This window comes from Acidovorax sp. 94 (assembly GCF_003634645.1).
In the GTDB taxonomy this organism is placed as follows: Bacteria; Pseudomonadota; Gammaproteobacteria; order Burkholderiales; family Burkholderiaceae_C; genus Acidovorax; species Acidovorax facilis.
In genome coordinates, this window is the sequence record NZ_RBJA01000001.1 from 115,824 (window position 1) to 132,267 (window position 16,444).

The window sequence follows — 16,444 nt, forward strand, 5'->3', positions numbered from 1 at the left end:
ATCCGTCAGTGTTCTTCGGCAGGTGCCCCGGGCGCAGCCCGCGCGCGCAGGATGGTGGCCACAATGCCGCTGCCCACGATGAGGGCCATGCCGAACCAGCCGATGGGCGGGATCTTGTCGCCAAACAGCAGCACGCTGTAGACGGCGGCAAACACGATGCCCGAATACTGCAGGTTGGCCACCACCAGCGTGCCGCGCTGGGTCTTGGCGCTGGCGTAAGCCTTGGTCATGCACAGCTGGCCGCCCGCAGCCAGCACACCGATGGGCAGCAGCCACAGCGCCTGCCAGCCCGGCCAGTCCGACACGCCGGTAAACAGCATGGCCCCGCCCCCCGCCACCGCAGAGCCCACGGCGAAGTAGAAAACGGTGCGCGATTCGGGCTCGCCCAGGCGCGACAGCGCCACCACCTGCATGTAGGCAAATGCAGCCGTCAGGCCGGACATCAGCCCGATCAGTCCGGCAAAGGCCTGGTTCTGGTCCAGGCTTGGGCGCAGCATCAGCACCACGCCCACGAATCCGGTGAGCACGGTGAGAATCAGCGGCCCTTGCAGGGCGGGCCGTGGCGATGCCGCAGAAGGGCGCCAGGCCAGCAGCGTGCCGCCGACCAGGAAGGCGGCGATCCACACGCTGCTCATGTAGTTGAGCGTCATGGCCGTGGCCAGCGGCAGGTGGGCAATGGCGTAGAACCAGGCGCCCAGCGACGCCACCCCCACCAGGCTGCGCCAGGCGTGCATGCCGGGGTATTGCGTGGCCAGCGTCACTTTTTGAGAGCGTGCCAGCAGCCACAGGATGGCCATGCCGATCAGGCCCCGGTAGCACACCAGTTCGGCCGAGTTGAAGAAGTCCGATGCGATCTTGACGCACACGCCCATGCTGGCAAACAAGAACGCGGCCAACACCATCCAGAGGGCTTGCATCGTGACGTGATCCTGTGAAAGGCCGCGCGCCGCACGTGGGGCATGGGATTGCACGGCTTGAAATAAAAATAGCTGCCAGCGCTTGCGGATCAAGCGGTGGCAGCTATTGTAATGAGAGCGGTCAGGGTAGTCGTCGCGAATGGATAGCGTTTACCTCGCTGTTCGAGACTTCACGGATCGACGGCACAGACTCAGGTTGGGGCCTCTCAAAACTGGCGGTGCTCAGGCCAGTGCCCCCGCGCGAGGGCCGCCAAGCCGCGGATGCGGCACTTCGCTTGCGTACGCCGGGGGGCGTCCCCCCGTGGGGGGAAGACGCGAAGCGGCTCAGGGGGGGCTTCCCATGACTTGGCGGTACCACTCGTGGAAGTGCTGCATGCCATCTTCCATGGGGCTCTGGTAGGGGCCGACCTCGTTGTCGCCGCGCGCCAGCAGGGCCTTGCGGCCTGCGTCCATGCGCTCGCCGATTTCGTCGTCCTCGATGCAGGTCTCCATGTAGGCGGCCTTCTGCGCCTCGACGAATTCGCGCTCGAAGGCAGCGATCTCCTCGGGGTAGTAGAACTCCACCATGTTCAGCGTCTTGGTGGGGCTGATGGGGTGCAGCGTGGACACGGTGAGTACATGCGGGTACCACTCGATCATGATGTGCGGGTACAGCGTGAGCCAGATGGCGCCGTACTTCGGTGGCTTGCCTTCGCGATAGTCCAGCAGCGCCTTGTGCCAGCGCTCGTACACCGGGCTGCCGGCCTTGCCAAGGCGGTTGGCCACACCCACGGTTTGTACCGAGTAGTTCTTGCCGAACTCCCAGCGCAGGTCGTCACACGTCACAAAGCTGCCCAGGCCCGGGTGGAAGGGGCCGACGTGGTAGTCCTCCAGATAGACCTCGATGAAGGTCTTCCAGTTGTAGTTGCACTCGTGCAGCTCCACATGGTCGAGCACGTAGCCGTCAAAGTCCAGGTCGGCACGCGGGCCCATCTGGGCCAGATCGGCGGCCACGTCGTAGCCGTTGTCTTCAAACAGCAGGCCGTTCCACTCGCGCAGCTTGTAGTTGTTCAGGTTCAGGCACGGGTCATGCGCAAAGTGGGGTGCGCCCAGCAGCTCGCCCTGGGGGTTGTACGTCCAGCGGTGCAATGGGCACACGATGTTGCCGCCCGCGCTGCCCTTTTGCTGGGTGTTCAGCGAGCCTTTGCCCTTGAGCATGACGGCCTGGCGGTGGCGGCACACGTTGGACACCAGCTCAATGCCGCCTTGGGCGTTGCGCACCAAGGCGCGGCCCTCGCCCTCCTGGGGTAGTGCGTAGTAGTCGCCCGTGTTGGGCACCGCCAATTGGTGCCCCACATAGCGGGGCCCGCGCTGGAAGATGGTGTCCAGCTCGCGCTGGAACAGCGCATCGTCAAAGTAGCTTGAAACTGGTAGTTGGCTTGCGGCCTGCTGCAGTTGAAGACTTAAATCAGACATGGGTGACCTGACCTAAAGACTCCCCACAGGGAGAAAGTGCGGGAGGTGCGCCGGGGAATGCGCATCTGGAAAAAAGGAAACCGGCTAGGGTGGCTAGCCGGCTCGACTGGAATGGGATTATAGGCGGTGGGGTTATTCCCGCACCCCCGCTACGTGAATAGAAAACATCGCTTTCTGAAAATAGAGCGGCGTCACGCATCGGACCGCGTCTGACACGAAGGGCGTACCGGTGCGCCTAAAATCATCGGTTTTTCACCCGCGCTCTGCCGCCCCCTCCATGCCCAAGGCCCCCGCAACCCCCGCTCCTCCCGCCGAACCTGCCAGCTACGAGGCGGCCCTGGAAGAGCTGGAGCAACTCGTGGCCCGCATCGAGTCGGGCCAGTTGCCGCTGGACCAGATGCTGGCCGGCTACCAGCGCGGCGCCACGTTGCTGGCGTTTTGCCGCCAGCGGCTCGAAGCCGTGCAGGACCAGATCAAGGTGCTGGATGAAGGGCAACTGCAACCATGGAACCAGGAATGAGCGCGGTGCCAATGAATTTCGAGAGCCAGCCGCTGGACATGAACCTCTGGAGCCAGAACCACCTGGCCCGGGTGGAGCAGGCCCTGTCGCAATGGGTGGGCGATGGCGCACCCGCCGGGCTGGGCGACGCCATGCGCTATGCCGTGCTCGATGGCGGCAAGCGGCTGCGGCCCCTGCTGGTGCTGGCGGCCTATGAGGCGGTCTGCAGTGGCGGACCGGCCTCTGCGGTGGTTGACGATGCCGCGCTGCGCGCTGGCCTGGACGAGGCGGCCCTGCGGGCCGCGTGCGCGGTGGAACTCATTCACGCCTACTCGCTGGTGCACGACGACATGCCCTGCATGGACAACGACGTGCTGCGCCGTGGCAAGCCCACCGTGCACGTGCAGTTTGGCGAGGCCCAGGCGCTGTTGGCGGGCGATGCCTTGCAGGCCTTTGCATTTGAGTTGCTCACGCCCGACAACACCCTCATCCCCGCCGCCACGCAGGCCACGCTGTGCAGGCTGCTGGCGCGGGCCGCCGGATCGGCCGGCATGGCGGGCGGGCAGGCCATCGACCTGGCCAGCGTGGGTGTGGCGTTGACCGAAGACCAGTTGCGCCAGATGCATCGGCTCAAGACCGGCGCGCTGCTGCAGGGCAGTGTGCTCATGGGGGCGGCGTGCGGCCACGCCGTGGGCGCGGCCTACCAGGCGCTGTCCGACTATGGCGCCGCCATGGGTCTTGCGTTCCAGGTGGTGGATGACATCCTGGACGTGGTGGCCGATTCGGCCACGCTGGGCAAGACGGCCGGCAAGGATGCTGCGGCCGACAAGCCTACCTATGTGTCTTTGCTGGGGCTAGCGCGGGCGCAGGCCTATGCCCAGGAACTGCTGGCCGAGGCCCATGCGGCCCTGGCCCGCAGTGGCCTGCCCGATAGCCGCGCGCTGGCGGCCCTGGCGGACATGGTGGTGCGCCGCTCGCACTGAGCCTGGCCCGATGATCCGTGCTGCACCCTGTTCATGCCCGTTGCAGTGAAATCAATGCCAAATTGGCCTCCAGCGCTTTCCTTTAAAGCGCTGGCAGCTATGAAAAGAATAGTAAATGTCCACGATGTCCTTTCCCCTGCTGCAGACCATCAATGACCCGGCCGACCTGCGCCAGCTTTCGCGCGCAGATCTCAAGGCCCTGGCGACCGAGTTGCGCGGGTTCGTGATCGAAAGTGTTGCGCGCACGGGCGGACACCTCAGCTCCAACCTGGGCACGGTGGAACTGACGATCGCGCTGCACCATGTCTTCAACACCCCTGAAGACCGCCTGGTGTGGGACGTGGGCCACCAGACCTATCCGCACAAGATCCTGACCGGCCGCCGCGACCGCATGCACACGCTGCGCCAGTTGGGCGGTATCTCGGGCTTTCCGCAGCGGGCCGAGAGCATTTACGACACCTTTGGCACGGCGCATTCGAGCACCAGCATCTCGGCCGCGTTGGGCATGGCGCTGGCCGCCAAGCGCAAGGGCGAAAACCGCCACGCCGTGGCGATCATCGGCGATGGCGCCATGAGTGCGGGCATGGCGTTTGAGGCACTGAACAACGGCGGTGTGGCCGATGCCAACCTGCTCGTGGTGCTGAACGACAACGACATGAGCATCAGCCCGCCCGTGGGCGCGCTCAATCGCTACCTCGCTCAGCTCATGAGCGGGCAGTTCTACGCGGCTGCCAAGAACGTGGGCAAGACCGTGCTGCGCCCCGTGCCGCCCCTGCTGGAGCTGGCCAAGCGCTTTGAGCAGCAGGCCAAGGGCATGGTGGTGCCTGCCACGTTGTTCGAGAAGTTCGGCTTCAACTACATCGGCCCCATTGATGGGCATGACCTCGATTCGCTGATCCCCACGCTGGAGAACATCAAGGGCCTCAAAGGCCCGCAGTTCCTGCACGTGGTCACCAAAAAAGGCCAGGGCTACAAGCTGGCCGAGGCCGACCCCGTGGCCTACCATGGCCCCGGCAAGTTCGACCCCTCCGTGGGCCTCACCAAGCCCGCCACGCCGCCCAAGCAGACGTTCACGCAGGTGTTTGGTCAGTGGCTGTGCGACATGGCCGCACACGACTCTCGCCTGGTGGGCATCACGCCCGCCATGCGCGAGGGCTCGGGCATGGTGGAGTTTGAAAAACGTTTCCCGGACCGCTACTACGACGTGGGCATTGCCGAGCAGCATGCCGTAACCTTTGCCGCCGGCATGGCCTGCGAAGGCGTCAAGCCGGTGGTGGCGATTTACTCCACCTTCTTGCAGCGCGGTTATGACCAGCTGATCCACGACGTGGCCCTGCAAAACCTGCCCGTGGTGTTTGCGCTGGACCGCGCGGGCCTGGTAGGCGCCGACGGTGCCACGCATGCAGGCGCGTACGACATCCCGTTTGTGCGCTGTATTCCCAACATGAGCATGGCCTGCCCGGCTGACGAGCGCGAATGCCGCCAACTGCTCAGCAGCGCCTTCGAGCAGGACCACCCCGTGGCCGTGCGTTACCCGCGTGGCAGCGGTGCTGGTGTGGCACCACTGGCGGCGTTGGATGGCCTGCCTTTTGGCAAAGGCGAGATCCGTCGCGAGCGCCAGGGCACCGATGCCAAGGCGCCGCGCATCGCGATCCTGTCGTTTGGCACGTTGCTGTACCCCGCGCTGGAAGCGGCCGAGGCTCTGGACGCCACGGTGGTCAACATGCGCTGGGCCAAACCCATCGACGAGGCCTTGTTGCGCGAGGTGGCCGAGCGCCACGATGCGCTGGTCACGCTGGAAGAGGGTGCGATCATGGGCGGTGCGGGCAGCGCCGTGACCGAGGCACTCCACAGCATGGGCATCGTGCGGCCCGTGCTGCAGCTGGGCCTGCCGGACGTGTTCATCGAACATGGCGACCCGGCCAAGCTGCTTGCGTTGCAAGGGCTCGATGCCGAGGGAATCCGCCTTGCGATCGAGCGGCGGTTTTTGCCCGCGCTGCAGTCTGTGCGGGCTGCCTGATCTGCCAGGGTGGTCTGCCGCAGTCCCGTTTTGCAGCGGGGTGTGTGCGGCTGTCCCCAAGATGCTTGCAGAAGCCTGAAGCCATGTGCAAGGGCAGGGATTTTCGCGGGAAAACCCGCAAAAGTCTGAGGGGGCATGTTTCTACAATGAACCCGGCTCAAACAAGTCCTTGACGGCGCCGTGCACAACGCGTGCGCCCAAGTTTCGCAATCACTATATCGGAGAGAACCTCATGGATCGTCGTTCAATCATCAAGCAGGCTGGCATCGCTGGCGTGCTGGCTGCAGGCGTTGCGCCTGCCGTCCACGCCCAGGCTGCCATTCGTTGGCGTCTGGCTTCCAGCTTCCCCAAGTCGCTGGACACCATCTATGGCGGCGCTGATGTGTTCTCCAAGGCCGTCAAGGCCATGTCGGGTGGCAAGTTTGAAATCTCCGTGCACGCTGGTGGCGAGTTGATGCCCCCCTTTGGCGTGATGGACGGCGTGCAGCAGGGCACCGTGGAGATGTGCCACACCGTGCCTTACTACTTCTACGGCAAGAACCCCGCCTTCGCGCTGGGTTCGGCAGTGCCCTTCGGCTTCAATGCCCGCCAGATGAATGCCTGGATGCTGCATGGCAATGGCCGCAAGCTGATGAACGAGTTCTACGCGAACTACAACGCCATCAGCTTCGCTGGCGGCAACACCGGCACCCAGATGGGTGGCTGGTTCCGCAAGGAGATCAAGTCGCCGGATGATTTCAAGGGCATGAAGATGCGCCTGGGCGGTGGTCTGGTCGGTGAAGTGATGCAAAAGCTGGGCGCTGTGCCCCAGAGCATCCCTGGCGGCGAAATCTACCAGGCCCTCGAAAAGGGCACGCTGGACGCTGCTGAATGGGTGGGTCCGTACGACGACCAGAAGCTGGGCTTCAACAAGGTGGCTCCGTTCTACTACTACCCCGGCTGGTGGGAAGGTGGCCCGGAAGTGGACTTCTTCGTCAACCAGAAGGCCTTCGACGGCCTGTCTGCCGAGAACAAGGCCATCATCGAAGCCGCAACCAACGTGGCCCACATCGACATGCTGGCCAAGTACGACGCGCTGAACCCCACGGCCCTCAAGCAACTGGTGGCTGCCAAGACCAAGGTGCTGCCGTTCTCGCAAGCCGTGATGGACGCTTCGTTCAAGGCCTCCATGGAAGTCTTCGCTGCCAACGACGCGAAAAGCCCCGAGTGGAAGAAGATCTACGCCGACATGCGTGCATTCCAGCGCGACCAGGTGCTCTGGTTCCGCTTTGCCGAAGCCCGCTACGACTCGTTCATGTCTTCGCAGAAGCTCTGATCCCGAGTGGCTCTGGAATGGCGGCGCAAGCTGCCATGCCAAGGTCTGCAAAACCCGTCCTCTCCCGGACGGGTTTTTTTTCGTCCCTGTGTTCTGCGAGGCGGCACCTTGCTGTAGCCATGCGGCCCCCTCAACCGCAGGAACGTGGGCGAGGTCCCACGCCCCCAAGCCCCCAAGCCCCCAAGCCCCCAAGCCCCCAAGCCCCCAAGCCCAGCCCGACCAGGCTGCTTGACTCTCGATGCCTTGGAGTGCGCGGCCGGTGCCTGTTTCCTGCTGAAGCCACTCGAGTCGTGAAGAGGCTTCTTTTTGGCTGCTCGCCGCCAAGAAAGAGGGTGGCAGGGGATCCAGGGGCTCGTCTGCTTGCGCGATGTGCCAAAGTCGATGCCCCACCGCTACCTCCATGATCCATGGCGCACCGGACCCCCTCCGCGTCTGCTCCATAAAAAAACCTCCGCAGAGGTTTCCCATCTGCGGAGGTTTGAGGACCAGGGCGCGGGGCCCGGGTCAGACTGAATCACGGTCGTCCTGTAAGCAGTGTGCTCACTTCTTGTCGGTGGACATGGAGTCTTGCAGTGCCTTCAGGGGGTCGTCTGCTGCAGGAGCAGGCGCGGGGTCCCCAGCGCCAGCCATGCCGGCAGTCGGGTCGGCCGCTTCGGCGCTAGCGTCGGGCATGGCGGCTTCCATTTCCATGCGGACCTTGTCGAGGTCATAGACCTGCTTCTCGTCGAGCCCGCTGGAGACAATGCCCGGGAAGGCGATCACCAGAGCCACCATCAGCAGCTGGATGCACAGGAAGGGAATGGCACCCCAGTAGATCTGGGGGGTGGTGACCGGCGCAATCATCTTCTTGGTGACCTTGTCCATGTACTCCTTCGCCGGGGCCACGCTGCGCAGGTAGAACAGCGCAAAGCCAAACGGTGGGTGCATGAACGACGTCTGCATGTTGATGGCCAGCAGCACGCCAAACCAGATCAGGTCAATGCCCAGCTTGTCGGCCACGGGGGCCAGCAGGGGCACGACGATGAAGGACAGTTCAAAGAAGTCCAGGAAGAACGCCAGGAAGAACACCATGACGTTCACGACGATCAGGAAGCCCAGCTGGCCACCGGGCAGGCCGGTCAGCAGGTGCTCCACCCACAGCGGGCCGTCCACGCCCTGGAAGGTCAGGCCGAACATGGTGGCGCCCACCAGGATGAACACCACAAAACATGACAGCTTGGTGGTGGTGGTGACAGCCTGGCGCAGCAGCGACATCGTGAGGCGGCCACGGATGATGGCCATGATGCCCGCGCCCAATGCGCCCATGGCGCCGCCTTCGGTGGGGGTTGCAACGCCCAGGAAGATGGTGCCCAGCACCAGGAAGATCAGCAGCAGTGGCGGGATCAGCACAAACGTCACGCGCTCGGCTGCGCGGGACAGCAGGCCCATGCGGGTGATCTTGTTGATGCTGGCTGCCACGAAGGCCAGTGCCACGCCAAAACACATGGACACCACGATGGTTTCGTCCAGCGCCACGCGGTCCACGGCTTCACCGGACCACCAGGTGTGCAGGGCAGGCATGTTCTTGGCCACATACATCGATGCGGCCACGCAGATGCCGGTCAGCACCAGCAGCGAGGTCACACCGCTCTTGCCATTGTCGTCCCGCAGCGTGCGCGCTTCGGGCGGGATGGCAGGCACCCACTGGGGCTTGAATATGGCCAGCAAAATGACGTAGAGCGCATAGAAGCCGGTCAGCATCAGGCCGGGGAGGAACGCGCCCTTGTACATGTCACCCACGCTGCGGCCCATCTGGTCGGCAATGATGATGAGCACCAGAGAGGGCGGAATGATCTGTGCCAGCGTGCCGGAGGCTGCGATCACCCCCGCCGCGAGTCGCCGGTCATAGCCGTAGCGCAGCATGATGGGCAGTGAGATCAAGCCCATCGAGATCACCGATGCGGCCACCACGCCCGTGGTGGCTGCCAGCAGCGCACCCACGAAGATCACGGCCAGTGCCAGGCCGCCACGGATGGGGCCGAACAGCTGTCCGATGGTGTCGAGCAGGTCCTCCGCCATCCCGCTTCGCTCCAATATGAGCCCCATGAGCGTGAAGAATGGAATGGCCAGCAAGGTATCGTTCTGCATGATGCCGAAGATGCGCAGCGGCACGGCTTGCAGCAGGGCTTCGGGTAGCACGTTCAATTCAATGCCGATGAAGGCGAAGAACAGTCCGCAGGCGCCCAGGCTGAAGGCGACCGGGAAGCCCACCAGCAAAAAGCAGATGAGCCCCGCGAACATGATGGGGGCAAGGTTGTGGGTAAGAAATTCCATGGTGTGTGTCTCCGCTTGGTGGGGCCGCTCAGTGGGCCTCGGCCTTGTTCTTGCCGTTGCCCTTGGCGGCTTCGGCCAGGTTGCGGATGGATTCGGCCAGTTCTTCTTCAGCCGTTTTTTCAATCTTCTTGACCGTGGGGTCTTCGATGAGGCCCTGCAGGAACCCCAGGCGCTTGATGAGTTCGGAGATGCCTTGCAGCCACAGCAGGGTGAACCCCAGCGGCATCATCAGGTACACGGGCCAGCGGATCAGCCCGCCAGCGTTGTTCGACATCTCGCCCGAAGCGAGGGCGCGGGTGAAGAAGGGAATGCCATACCAGAGCACGGCCAGGCACATGGGCGTGAGGAAGACGATGTAGCCGAATACGTCGATCCAGATCTGGGTGCGCTTGGAAAAGCGGCTGGAGATCACGTCCACCTTTACGTGTTCGCCCTGGAGCAGCGTGTAGCCAGCGGCCAGCAGGAACGACGCGGCAAACAGGTACCACTGGATTTCCAGAAAACCGTTGGAGCTGATGTTGAACGCTTTGCGCACTATTGCGTTCACGCCGCTGATTACCGTGGAGGCCAGGATGAGCCAGACCACGTATTTGCCGACCTGGGTGTTAAGCCAGTCGATCCCCCTTGATAACTTCAGTAGAGCCTGCATGGTGTCTCCAATAAAAAGGCTTTGCGTGCGATATGCCGACCCACGCGCCGGTAAGCGCAACGATTCGACAAACTTTTACAACGGCGCGATTCTACGGAGCACTGTAGGCCCAGGCTGACGGCAGCGTGACGGTGTTATCCCGCAGCCGGTACTCATTCTTCAGCTATAAAAAAAGTAGCAATTAGGGTTTCTTCCTAGGCTCGGAAGTGCGCTTTTTGCGGGTGAACTGCCACCACGGCAGCACCGTGTTCATGGCCTGCACTTCACCGCACTGCCAGGGGCTGTAGCCCGGCAAGGTGGCCATCTGGGCCAGCCATTCGGGGGTTTGCAGCAAGTTGCGCAGGGCCAGCGTGGCGGGTTGGTCCAGGCTGGCTTTCAGGCAGGCCAGGTGGTAGCGCTCGTGCACCAGCGGCACAAAATACAGCCCACGCGCCCGGGCTGCCACTTCAATGCCCATGCCCACATCGGCCGCGCCCGCAGCCACAGCCTGGGCAATGGCGGTGTGCGAGGGCTCGTTCAGCGCGTAGCCCCGAATGGCCTGGGCTTCCACGCCAGCCTGGGCCAGCAGGTCGTCGAGCAGCACGCGGGTGCCGGTGCCCAGCGGCCGGTTGAGAAATCGGGCACCGGTGCGGGCCACGTCGGCCAAGCTGCGCAGCCCGAGCGGGTTGCCCGGTGCCACGATGAGGCCCTGGGTGCGCTGGGCAAAGCCGATGATCTTGTGCAGCCCGGGCTGCAGCAGCGGCTTGTAGGTGCGCGCGGTCAATGAATCGGCGGCAGGGTGCTCCACGGTGTGAAAACCCGCCAGCGTGCAGCGCCCCTCGTTCAGTGCACGGATCGCATCCACGCTGCCCGTGAAGCGGATGTCCAGGTGCAGCGCGCCGACATCGGCCTGGGCGGCGTGTGTGCGCAGCGCCACCAAGGCGTCGTCGTGGCTGGCGTACATCGTGAGCACGTGGGCGTTGGGGTCAAAGGCCACGGCAAAGGCGCGCTCCAGGTCGGCGTGCAACGCCGCAATCTGCGGCGCCAGCCGCGCCTGGGCCTGGCGCTCGGCCCACAGCAGCTTGGTGCCGAACTCGCTGAGCTGCGCCGACTGGCCCTTGCCCCAGATGATCAGCTCGCCGCCCAATTGCTCCTCCCAGCGCTTGAGGGCGCCCCAGACATGGCGGTAGGACAGGTCCAGCGCGCGCGCCGCGCCCGAGATGGAGCCCTGCTCGGCCACGGCCTGCAGCAGTTCGGGCAGTGGGTTGCGGATCAGCGCATTGCCTGCATCGCGGCTGAGCGTGTAGTGAAGTTGGACCCTATGCACGGACGTTCATATCGCTGGATATTGGTGAGGTGCCTACGATAGCTGAACCCGATCACAAGGCCCCATGTCCACCCTCACCGAAAGCGCGAGCACAGCGCTGCAACTCACCCTCTCCTCCGACCCCGTCCTGTGGACCATCGTGGGCCGCTCCTTGTCCGTCAGCGCCACCGCCTGCCTGATCGCCTGTGGCGTGGGCCTGGTGCTGGGCGCCTGGCTCGGCGTCGCCCGCTTTGCCGGGCGCTGTGCCGTGCTGGCGGTACTCAACACCTTGCTGGCGGTACCGTCGGTGGTGGTGGGGCTCGTGGTGTACCTGGTGCTGTCACGCAGCGGGCCCCTGGGCTCGCTGGGCTGGCTGTTCAGCTTCAAGGCCATGGTGCTGGCGCAGGCCATTTTGGTGCTGCCGGTGGTCACTGCGCTCACACGCCAGACGGTGGAAGACGCCGAGCGCGCGCATGGCGAGCAGTTGCGGTCGATGGGCGCGGGCCCGCTGCTGCGCGCCCTGCTGTTGGCCTGGGACGAGCGCTATGCGCTGCTCACGGTGCTGCTGGCCTCGTTTGGCCGTGCGATCTCCGAGGTGGGTGCGGTGATGATCGTGGGCGGCAACATCGACGGCTTCACGCGTGTGATGACCACCGCCATTGCGCTGGAGACCAGCAAGGGTGACCTGCCCCTGGCGCTGGCGCTGGGCATCATCCTGCTGGCCGTGGTGCTGGCGCTCAACGTGCTGATCGCGCTGGTGCGCCGCTGGCGCGAACGGGTGGATGGCTCTGCGTCCAGCACGCCGGTGGGGGTGGCCGCGTGAACGCGCCGTTGGCCCCTTCGTGGGTGGATCTGCGCCAGGTGTCCGTGCGCTACGGCCGCGTGCAGGCGCTGGACCAGGTCTCGCTGTGCATCGCGCCCGGCGAGCGTGTGGCACTGGTGGGCGCCAATGGCAGTGGCAAAAGCACGCTGCTGCGCGTGCTGCACGGCTTGGCGGATGCGGCGGGCGGAGGCTTTCAGTGCGATGCCACCTTGCAGCAGGCCATGCTGTTCCAGCGCCCGCACATGCTGCGCACCAGCGCGCAGAACAACGTGGCGCTGGCGCTGTGGCTGCGCGGCACGCGCTGGCGCGATGCGCGGCTGCAGGCCCTCACGGCACTGCAGCGCGTGGGCCTGGCCGACATCGCCGCGCAGAACGCGCGCACCCTGTCGGGCGGGCAGCAGCAGCGTGTGGCGCTGGCCCGCGCCTGGGCGCTGCGGCCCGATGTGCTGCTGCTGGACGAACCCACCGCCAGCCTCGATCCCCATGCCAAGCGCGAGGTTGAGGCCCTGATGGCCGACTTTGCCGCCAGTCACAGCGCAGCAGGCCCGGCCCACCCCGTGACCATGGTCTTCAGCAGCCACAACCTGGGCCAGGTCAAGCGCCTGGTCAGCCGCGTGATCTATATGGAGCACGGCCGCCTGGTGGCCGACCTGCCGGTACACGATTTTTTCAATGGCCCCTTGCCCGAGGCCGCCCGTTTGTTTGTCAAAGGAGAACTGGTATGACGAATTTCAAGAATTTTTGTGCCCCAGCGCTTATCCATAAAGCACTGGCAGCTATTATATTTGTAGCATTCGGCCCGGTGCTTGCGCAGAGCATCACTATGGCGTCCACCACATCCACGGAGCAGTCCGGGCTGTTCGGCTACCTGATGCCTGAATTCAAGAAGGCCAGTGGGTTGGACGTGAAAGTGGTGGCGCTGGGCACCGGCCAGGCGCTCGATATGGCGCGCCGCGGCGATGCCGACGTGCTGTTTGTGCACGACCAGGTGGCCGAAGAAAAGTTTGTGGCCGATGGCTGGGGCGTAAAGCGCTACCCGGTGATGTACAACGACTTCATCCTCATCGGTCCCAAGAACGACCCGGTAGGCACCAAAGGCAAGGACATCGTGCAGGCCCTGCAGAAGCTGTCGGCCGCCAATGGCAACTTCATCTCGCGGGGCGACAAGAGCGGCACCCACGCGGCCGAGCTGCGCTACTGGAAGCTCGCAGGCGCTGACGCAGCCAAGGGCAGTGGCTACAAGGAATGTGGCTGCGGCATGGGCCCTGCGCTCAACATTGCGGCATCGAGCGGCGCCTATGTGCTGGCCGACCGGGGCACCTGGCTCAACTTCAAGAACCGCGCCGACCTGGCCATTCTGGTCGAGGGCGACACCAAGCTCTTCAACCAGTACGGCGTGATGGTTGTGAACCCCGCCAAGCACCCGCATGTGAAGGCGCAGGACGCGCAGAAGTTTGTGGACTGGGTGGTGTCGCCCGCCGGCCAGACAGCCATTGCGGGCTACAAGATCGGCGGCGAGCAGCTGTTCTTCCCGAACGCAGCGCAGTGAGCGGCCTCCATGGCAACCCGTTCACAGGCGGCGGTAGCCGCTGCGGCAACCGGTCTGGCCTTGGCCCTGGCCGGTTGTGCGGTGGCGCCCGCCAAGGCTCCCATGGCTGACGCCACTCCCGTGCAGGTGTACGCCGCCGGCAGCCTGCGCGAGGCTTTCACTGAGATCGCGCGCGACCACGAGGCCCGTACGGGCCAGAAGGTGGCGCTGACCTTCGGCGCCTCAGGCCTGCTGCGCGAGCGCATCGAAAAGGGCGAGCCCACACAGGTCTTTGCTTCGGCCGACACCGACCACCCGCAGCGCCTGGCGGCCCGGGGCGGCTGGCAGGCGCCTGTGGTGTTCACGCGCAACGCGCTGTGTGCGCTGACCAGCGAGCAGATCAGCGCCACCCCTGACACCTTGCTGGCAACTATGCTGCGCAGCGATGTGCGCGTGGGCACTTCCACGCCCAAGGCTGACCCGTCGGGCGACTACGCCTGGGCGATGTTCCGCCAGGCCGACCAGCTGCAGCCCGGTGCCTATGCCCAGCTGGATGCCAAGGCCCTGAAGCTCACAGGTGGTGCGGATTCGCCCAAGCCGCCTGTAGGCCGCGGCACCTATGCCTGGGTGATGGACCAGCGCCAGGCCGATGTGTTTTTGACCTACTGCACCAACGCGGTAGCGGCCCAGGCCGAGGTGCCGCGCCTGCGCGTGGTGCAGCTGCCTGCAGCGCTGCAGGTGGGCGCTGCGTATGGCCTGACCGTACGCGCCGACGCGCCCGCTGCGGCGCAGGTGTTTGCCATTGCGCTGCGCCAACCGGCCGCCCAGGCCGTGCTGCAGCGGATGGGGTTTGGGCAACCCTGACCGAGTTGCAGTCCGTTGACGTGCTGCGGGCGTGCACACCCGCGACTGCCCGCCTGGTGGGGCAGCGCGGCGTCTTTTTTGCAGCGTTCAGTCGTCATCGCGGTGGTGGCTGCTGCGCCAGATGGCCCGCACCAGCCACAGGCCACACACCACGGCACCAAAGAACCCCAGGAAGCCAAACGCTGGCAGGCCAAACAGCGTAGGCCCACCCTTCACGGTCATCACGATGGACGAGCCGATGATCAGCGCGGCAATCACCAGCGCCATCGCCAGCCGGTTGGCCGACCGGTCGATCTGGTCGCCCACGCGCTTGAGGTGGGCCAGCTCGATGCCCACCTGCAGGTGCCCGCGCCGCGCGTTGCGAAGCAGCCGCCCGAGGTCGTCGGGCAACTGCTCCACCGTGGCGAGCGCACGCCGCAGAGTGCTCCACGCGCGCCCGGCCAGCACCTTGGGCTCGTAGCGCTCGCGCACCACTTGCTTGAGCAGCGGCAGGGCTTCGGTGGCCATATGGAAGTCCGGGTCCAGGTTGCGGCCCATGCCTTCGAGCGAGATGAACGCCTTGATCAGCAGCGCCAGGTCGGATGGCAGGCCCAGGTGGTGCTCGCGCAGGATGGCCGTCACATCCGCCAGCATCTGGCCCAGGCTCAGCTGTGCCAGCGGCACGCCGTGGTACTGGTCCACAAAGGCCTCGATCTCGGTTTCGAGCTGGCCCAGGTTCAGTCCCTGCGCGTCGCCCGTCCAGTCCAGCAGCACGTCGGCCACGGCCTGGGGCTGGTGTTCGACCAGGCCCAGCAGCAGTTGCAGCAGCTCGTCGCGCCGGCGCTGCGACAGGCGGCCCACCATGCCGAAGTCGATGAAGGCAATGCGGTTGCCGGGCAGGTAGAACACGTTACCGGGATGCGGATCGGCGTGGAAAACGCCGTCCTTCACGATCATCTGCAGCACTGCCTGCGCGCCCCGCTGCGCCAGCACGGAGCGGTCAAACCCGGCCTCGGGCGTCAGCGCCGCCAGGGCGCCGCCGGGTGTGCCGTCGATGAAATCCTGCACGTTAATGCGCTCGCGCGTGTAGGCCCAGTGCACGCGCGGGATCACGATGTGGGGCAGCGCCGCCATGTTGATGGCAATGCGTTCGGCCTGGCGGCATTCGCCGGCCAGGTCCAGCTCGCGGCGCAATGAGCGCGCGAACTCGCGCACCAGTTGCTGGGGCCGGTAGGGCTTGAGCGCGGGCAGCTCGGCCTCGGCCAGCGCGGCCAGGCGCTGCAGCAGGCGCAGGTCGGCCTGGATGGTGTCTGCAATGCCGGGGCGGCGGATCTTGACGATGACCTCGCTGCCGTCCTGCAGGCGGGCGCGGTGCACTTGCGCAATCGATGCGGCGGCCAGCGGCGTGGTGTCGAACCAGGCAAAAACGGCTTCGGGTTCGGCGCCCAGGTCTTCGCGCAGTTGCGGGCGCAGCGCATCGATGGGCACAGCGGGCACCTGGCTGTGCAGTTTCTCGAATTCTGCAATCCACTCCGGGCCAAACAGGTCGGCCCGGCCCGCGAGAATCTGGCCAAACTTGACGAACGCGGGGCCCAGCTCTTCGAGCGCCAGGCGCACCTGCACGGGCGGCTCCAAGCGGGCCAGGTCTGCTGCGTGGGTCCAGTTCAGTGCCTGGCCCGCGCGCTCCAGCCGGTCGGCCAGGCCCAGGCGGCGCACGGTGTCGCCAAACCCGTGGCGCACCATCACGCCCAGGATTTCCTTCAGGCGCCCCAGGTCGCGGGCAGTGTCCAGGGTCTCGATCAGCATGGGGCGAT

14 protein-coding genes are annotated in these 16,444 nt (G+C 65.3%); 8 read left to right on the forward strand and 6 right to left on the reverse strand.

Annotated features, from left to right (window positions below):
• Positions 1-5: 5 nt before the first annotated feature.
• Together C8C94_RS00540 and C8C94_RS00545 are read right to left on the reverse strand one after the other, a co-directional pair.
• Positions 6-917 (reverse strand): DMT family transporter, encoded by a 912-nt coding sequence (locus tag C8C94_RS00540; protein ID WP_121419317.1) that lies wholly within the window; start codon positions 915-917, stop codon positions 6-8.
• Between the two features lie 324 nt (positions 918-1,241).
• Positions 1,242-2,372, reverse strand: a complete 1,131-nt coding sequence (locus tag C8C94_RS00545; RefSeq protein WP_121419318.1) for an aromatic ring-hydroxylating dioxygenase subunit alpha — start codon at positions 2,370-2,372, stop codon at positions 1,242-1,244.
• Positions 2,373-2,649: 277 nt separating this feature from the next.
• Here C8C94_RS00545 and C8C94_RS00550 point away from each other — a divergent pair, with 277 nt between their 5' ends.
• The 4 genes from C8C94_RS00550 (at position 2,650) to C8C94_RS00565 (ending at position 7,189) form a co-directional block, all read left to right on the forward strand.
• Positions 2,650-2,892: an exodeoxyribonuclease VII small subunit gene (locus C8C94_RS00550; protein ID WP_055400508.1), complete on the forward strand. Its 243-nt coding sequence runs from the start codon at positions 2,650-2,652 to the stop codon at positions 2,890-2,892.
• Positions 2,889-3,854: a polyprenyl synthetase family protein gene (locus C8C94_RS00555; RefSeq protein WP_121419319.1), complete on the forward strand. Its 966-nt coding sequence runs from the start codon at positions 2,889-2,891 to the stop codon at positions 3,852-3,854. The genes C8C94_RS00550 and C8C94_RS00555 overlap by 4 nt, the downstream gene beginning before the upstream one ends.
• A gap of 115 nt (positions 3,855-3,969) precedes the next feature.
• Complete coding sequence (gene dxs / locus C8C94_RS00560) at positions 3,970-5,874, forward strand: 1-deoxy-D-xylulose-5-phosphate synthase (protein WP_121419320.1); 1,905 nt, start codon at positions 3,970-3,972, stop codon at positions 5,872-5,874.
• A gap of 232 nt (positions 5,875-6,106) precedes the next feature.
• Positions 6,107-7,189, forward strand: coding sequence for a TRAP transporter substrate-binding protein (locus C8C94_RS00565; protein WP_121419321.1), 1,083 nt, complete (start codon positions 6,107-6,109; stop codon positions 7,187-7,189).
• A 540-nt stretch (positions 7,190-7,729) separates the two neighbouring features.
• On the opposite strand, the gene C8C94_RS00570 is transcribed toward C8C94_RS00565, so the two are convergent.
• The 3 genes from C8C94_RS00570 to C8C94_RS00580 form a co-directional block, all read right to left on the reverse strand.
• Positions 7,730-9,502, reverse strand: a complete 1,773-nt coding sequence (locus C8C94_RS00570; protein ID WP_121419322.1) for a TRAP transporter large permease subunit — start codon at positions 9,500-9,502, stop codon at positions 7,730-7,732.
• A gap of 28 nt (positions 9,503-9,530) precedes the next feature.
• Complete coding sequence (locus C8C94_RS00575; protein ID WP_121419323.1) at positions 9,531-10,151, reverse strand: TRAP transporter small permease subunit; 621 nt, start codon at positions 10,149-10,151, stop codon at positions 9,531-9,533.
• Positions 10,152-10,332: 181 nt separating this feature from the next.
• Positions 10,333-11,457, reverse strand: a complete 1,125-nt coding sequence (locus C8C94_RS00580; protein WP_121419324.1) for a substrate-binding domain-containing protein — start codon at positions 11,455-11,457, stop codon at positions 10,333-10,335.
• Positions 11,458-11,521: 64 nt separating this feature from the next.
• Between C8C94_RS00580 and C8C94_RS00585 the strand changes: the two genes are divergently transcribed.
• Genes C8C94_RS00585 through C8C94_RS00600 form a run of 4 tightly spaced genes read left to right on the forward strand, consistent with a single transcriptional unit; the run spans position 11,522 to position 14,651 of the window.
• Positions 11,522-12,259, forward strand: coding sequence for an ABC transporter permease (locus tag C8C94_RS00585; protein ID WP_121419325.1), 738 nt, complete (start codon positions 11,522-11,524; stop codon positions 12,257-12,259).
• Positions 12,256-12,984, forward strand: a complete 729-nt coding sequence (locus C8C94_RS00590; protein ID WP_233573350.1) for a phosphate ABC transporter ATP-binding protein — start codon at positions 12,256-12,258, stop codon at positions 12,982-12,984. The genes C8C94_RS00585 and C8C94_RS00590 overlap by 4 nt, the downstream gene beginning before the upstream one ends.
• A complete protein-coding gene (locus tag C8C94_RS00595) occupies positions 12,981-13,808 on the forward strand; it encodes an extracellular solute-binding protein (protein WP_121419326.1) in 828 nt (275 codons plus the stop codon). The genes C8C94_RS00590 and C8C94_RS00595 overlap by 4 nt, the downstream gene beginning before the upstream one ends.
• Before the next feature lie 9 nt (positions 13,809-13,817).
• Entirely contained in the window at positions 13,818-14,651 is an 834-nt protein-coding gene (locus tag C8C94_RS00600) for a molybdate ABC transporter substrate-binding protein (protein ID WP_121419327.1), read from the forward strand.
• An 87-nt stretch (positions 14,652-14,738) separates the two neighbouring features.
• Here C8C94_RS00600 and C8C94_RS00605 read toward each other — a convergent pair whose 3' ends face one another.
• Positions 14,739-16,436, reverse strand: coding sequence for an AarF/ABC1/UbiB kinase family protein (locus C8C94_RS00605; RefSeq protein ID WP_121419328.1), 1,698 nt, complete (start codon positions 16,434-16,436; stop codon positions 14,739-14,741).
• Positions 16,437-16,444 lie beyond the last annotated feature (8 nt).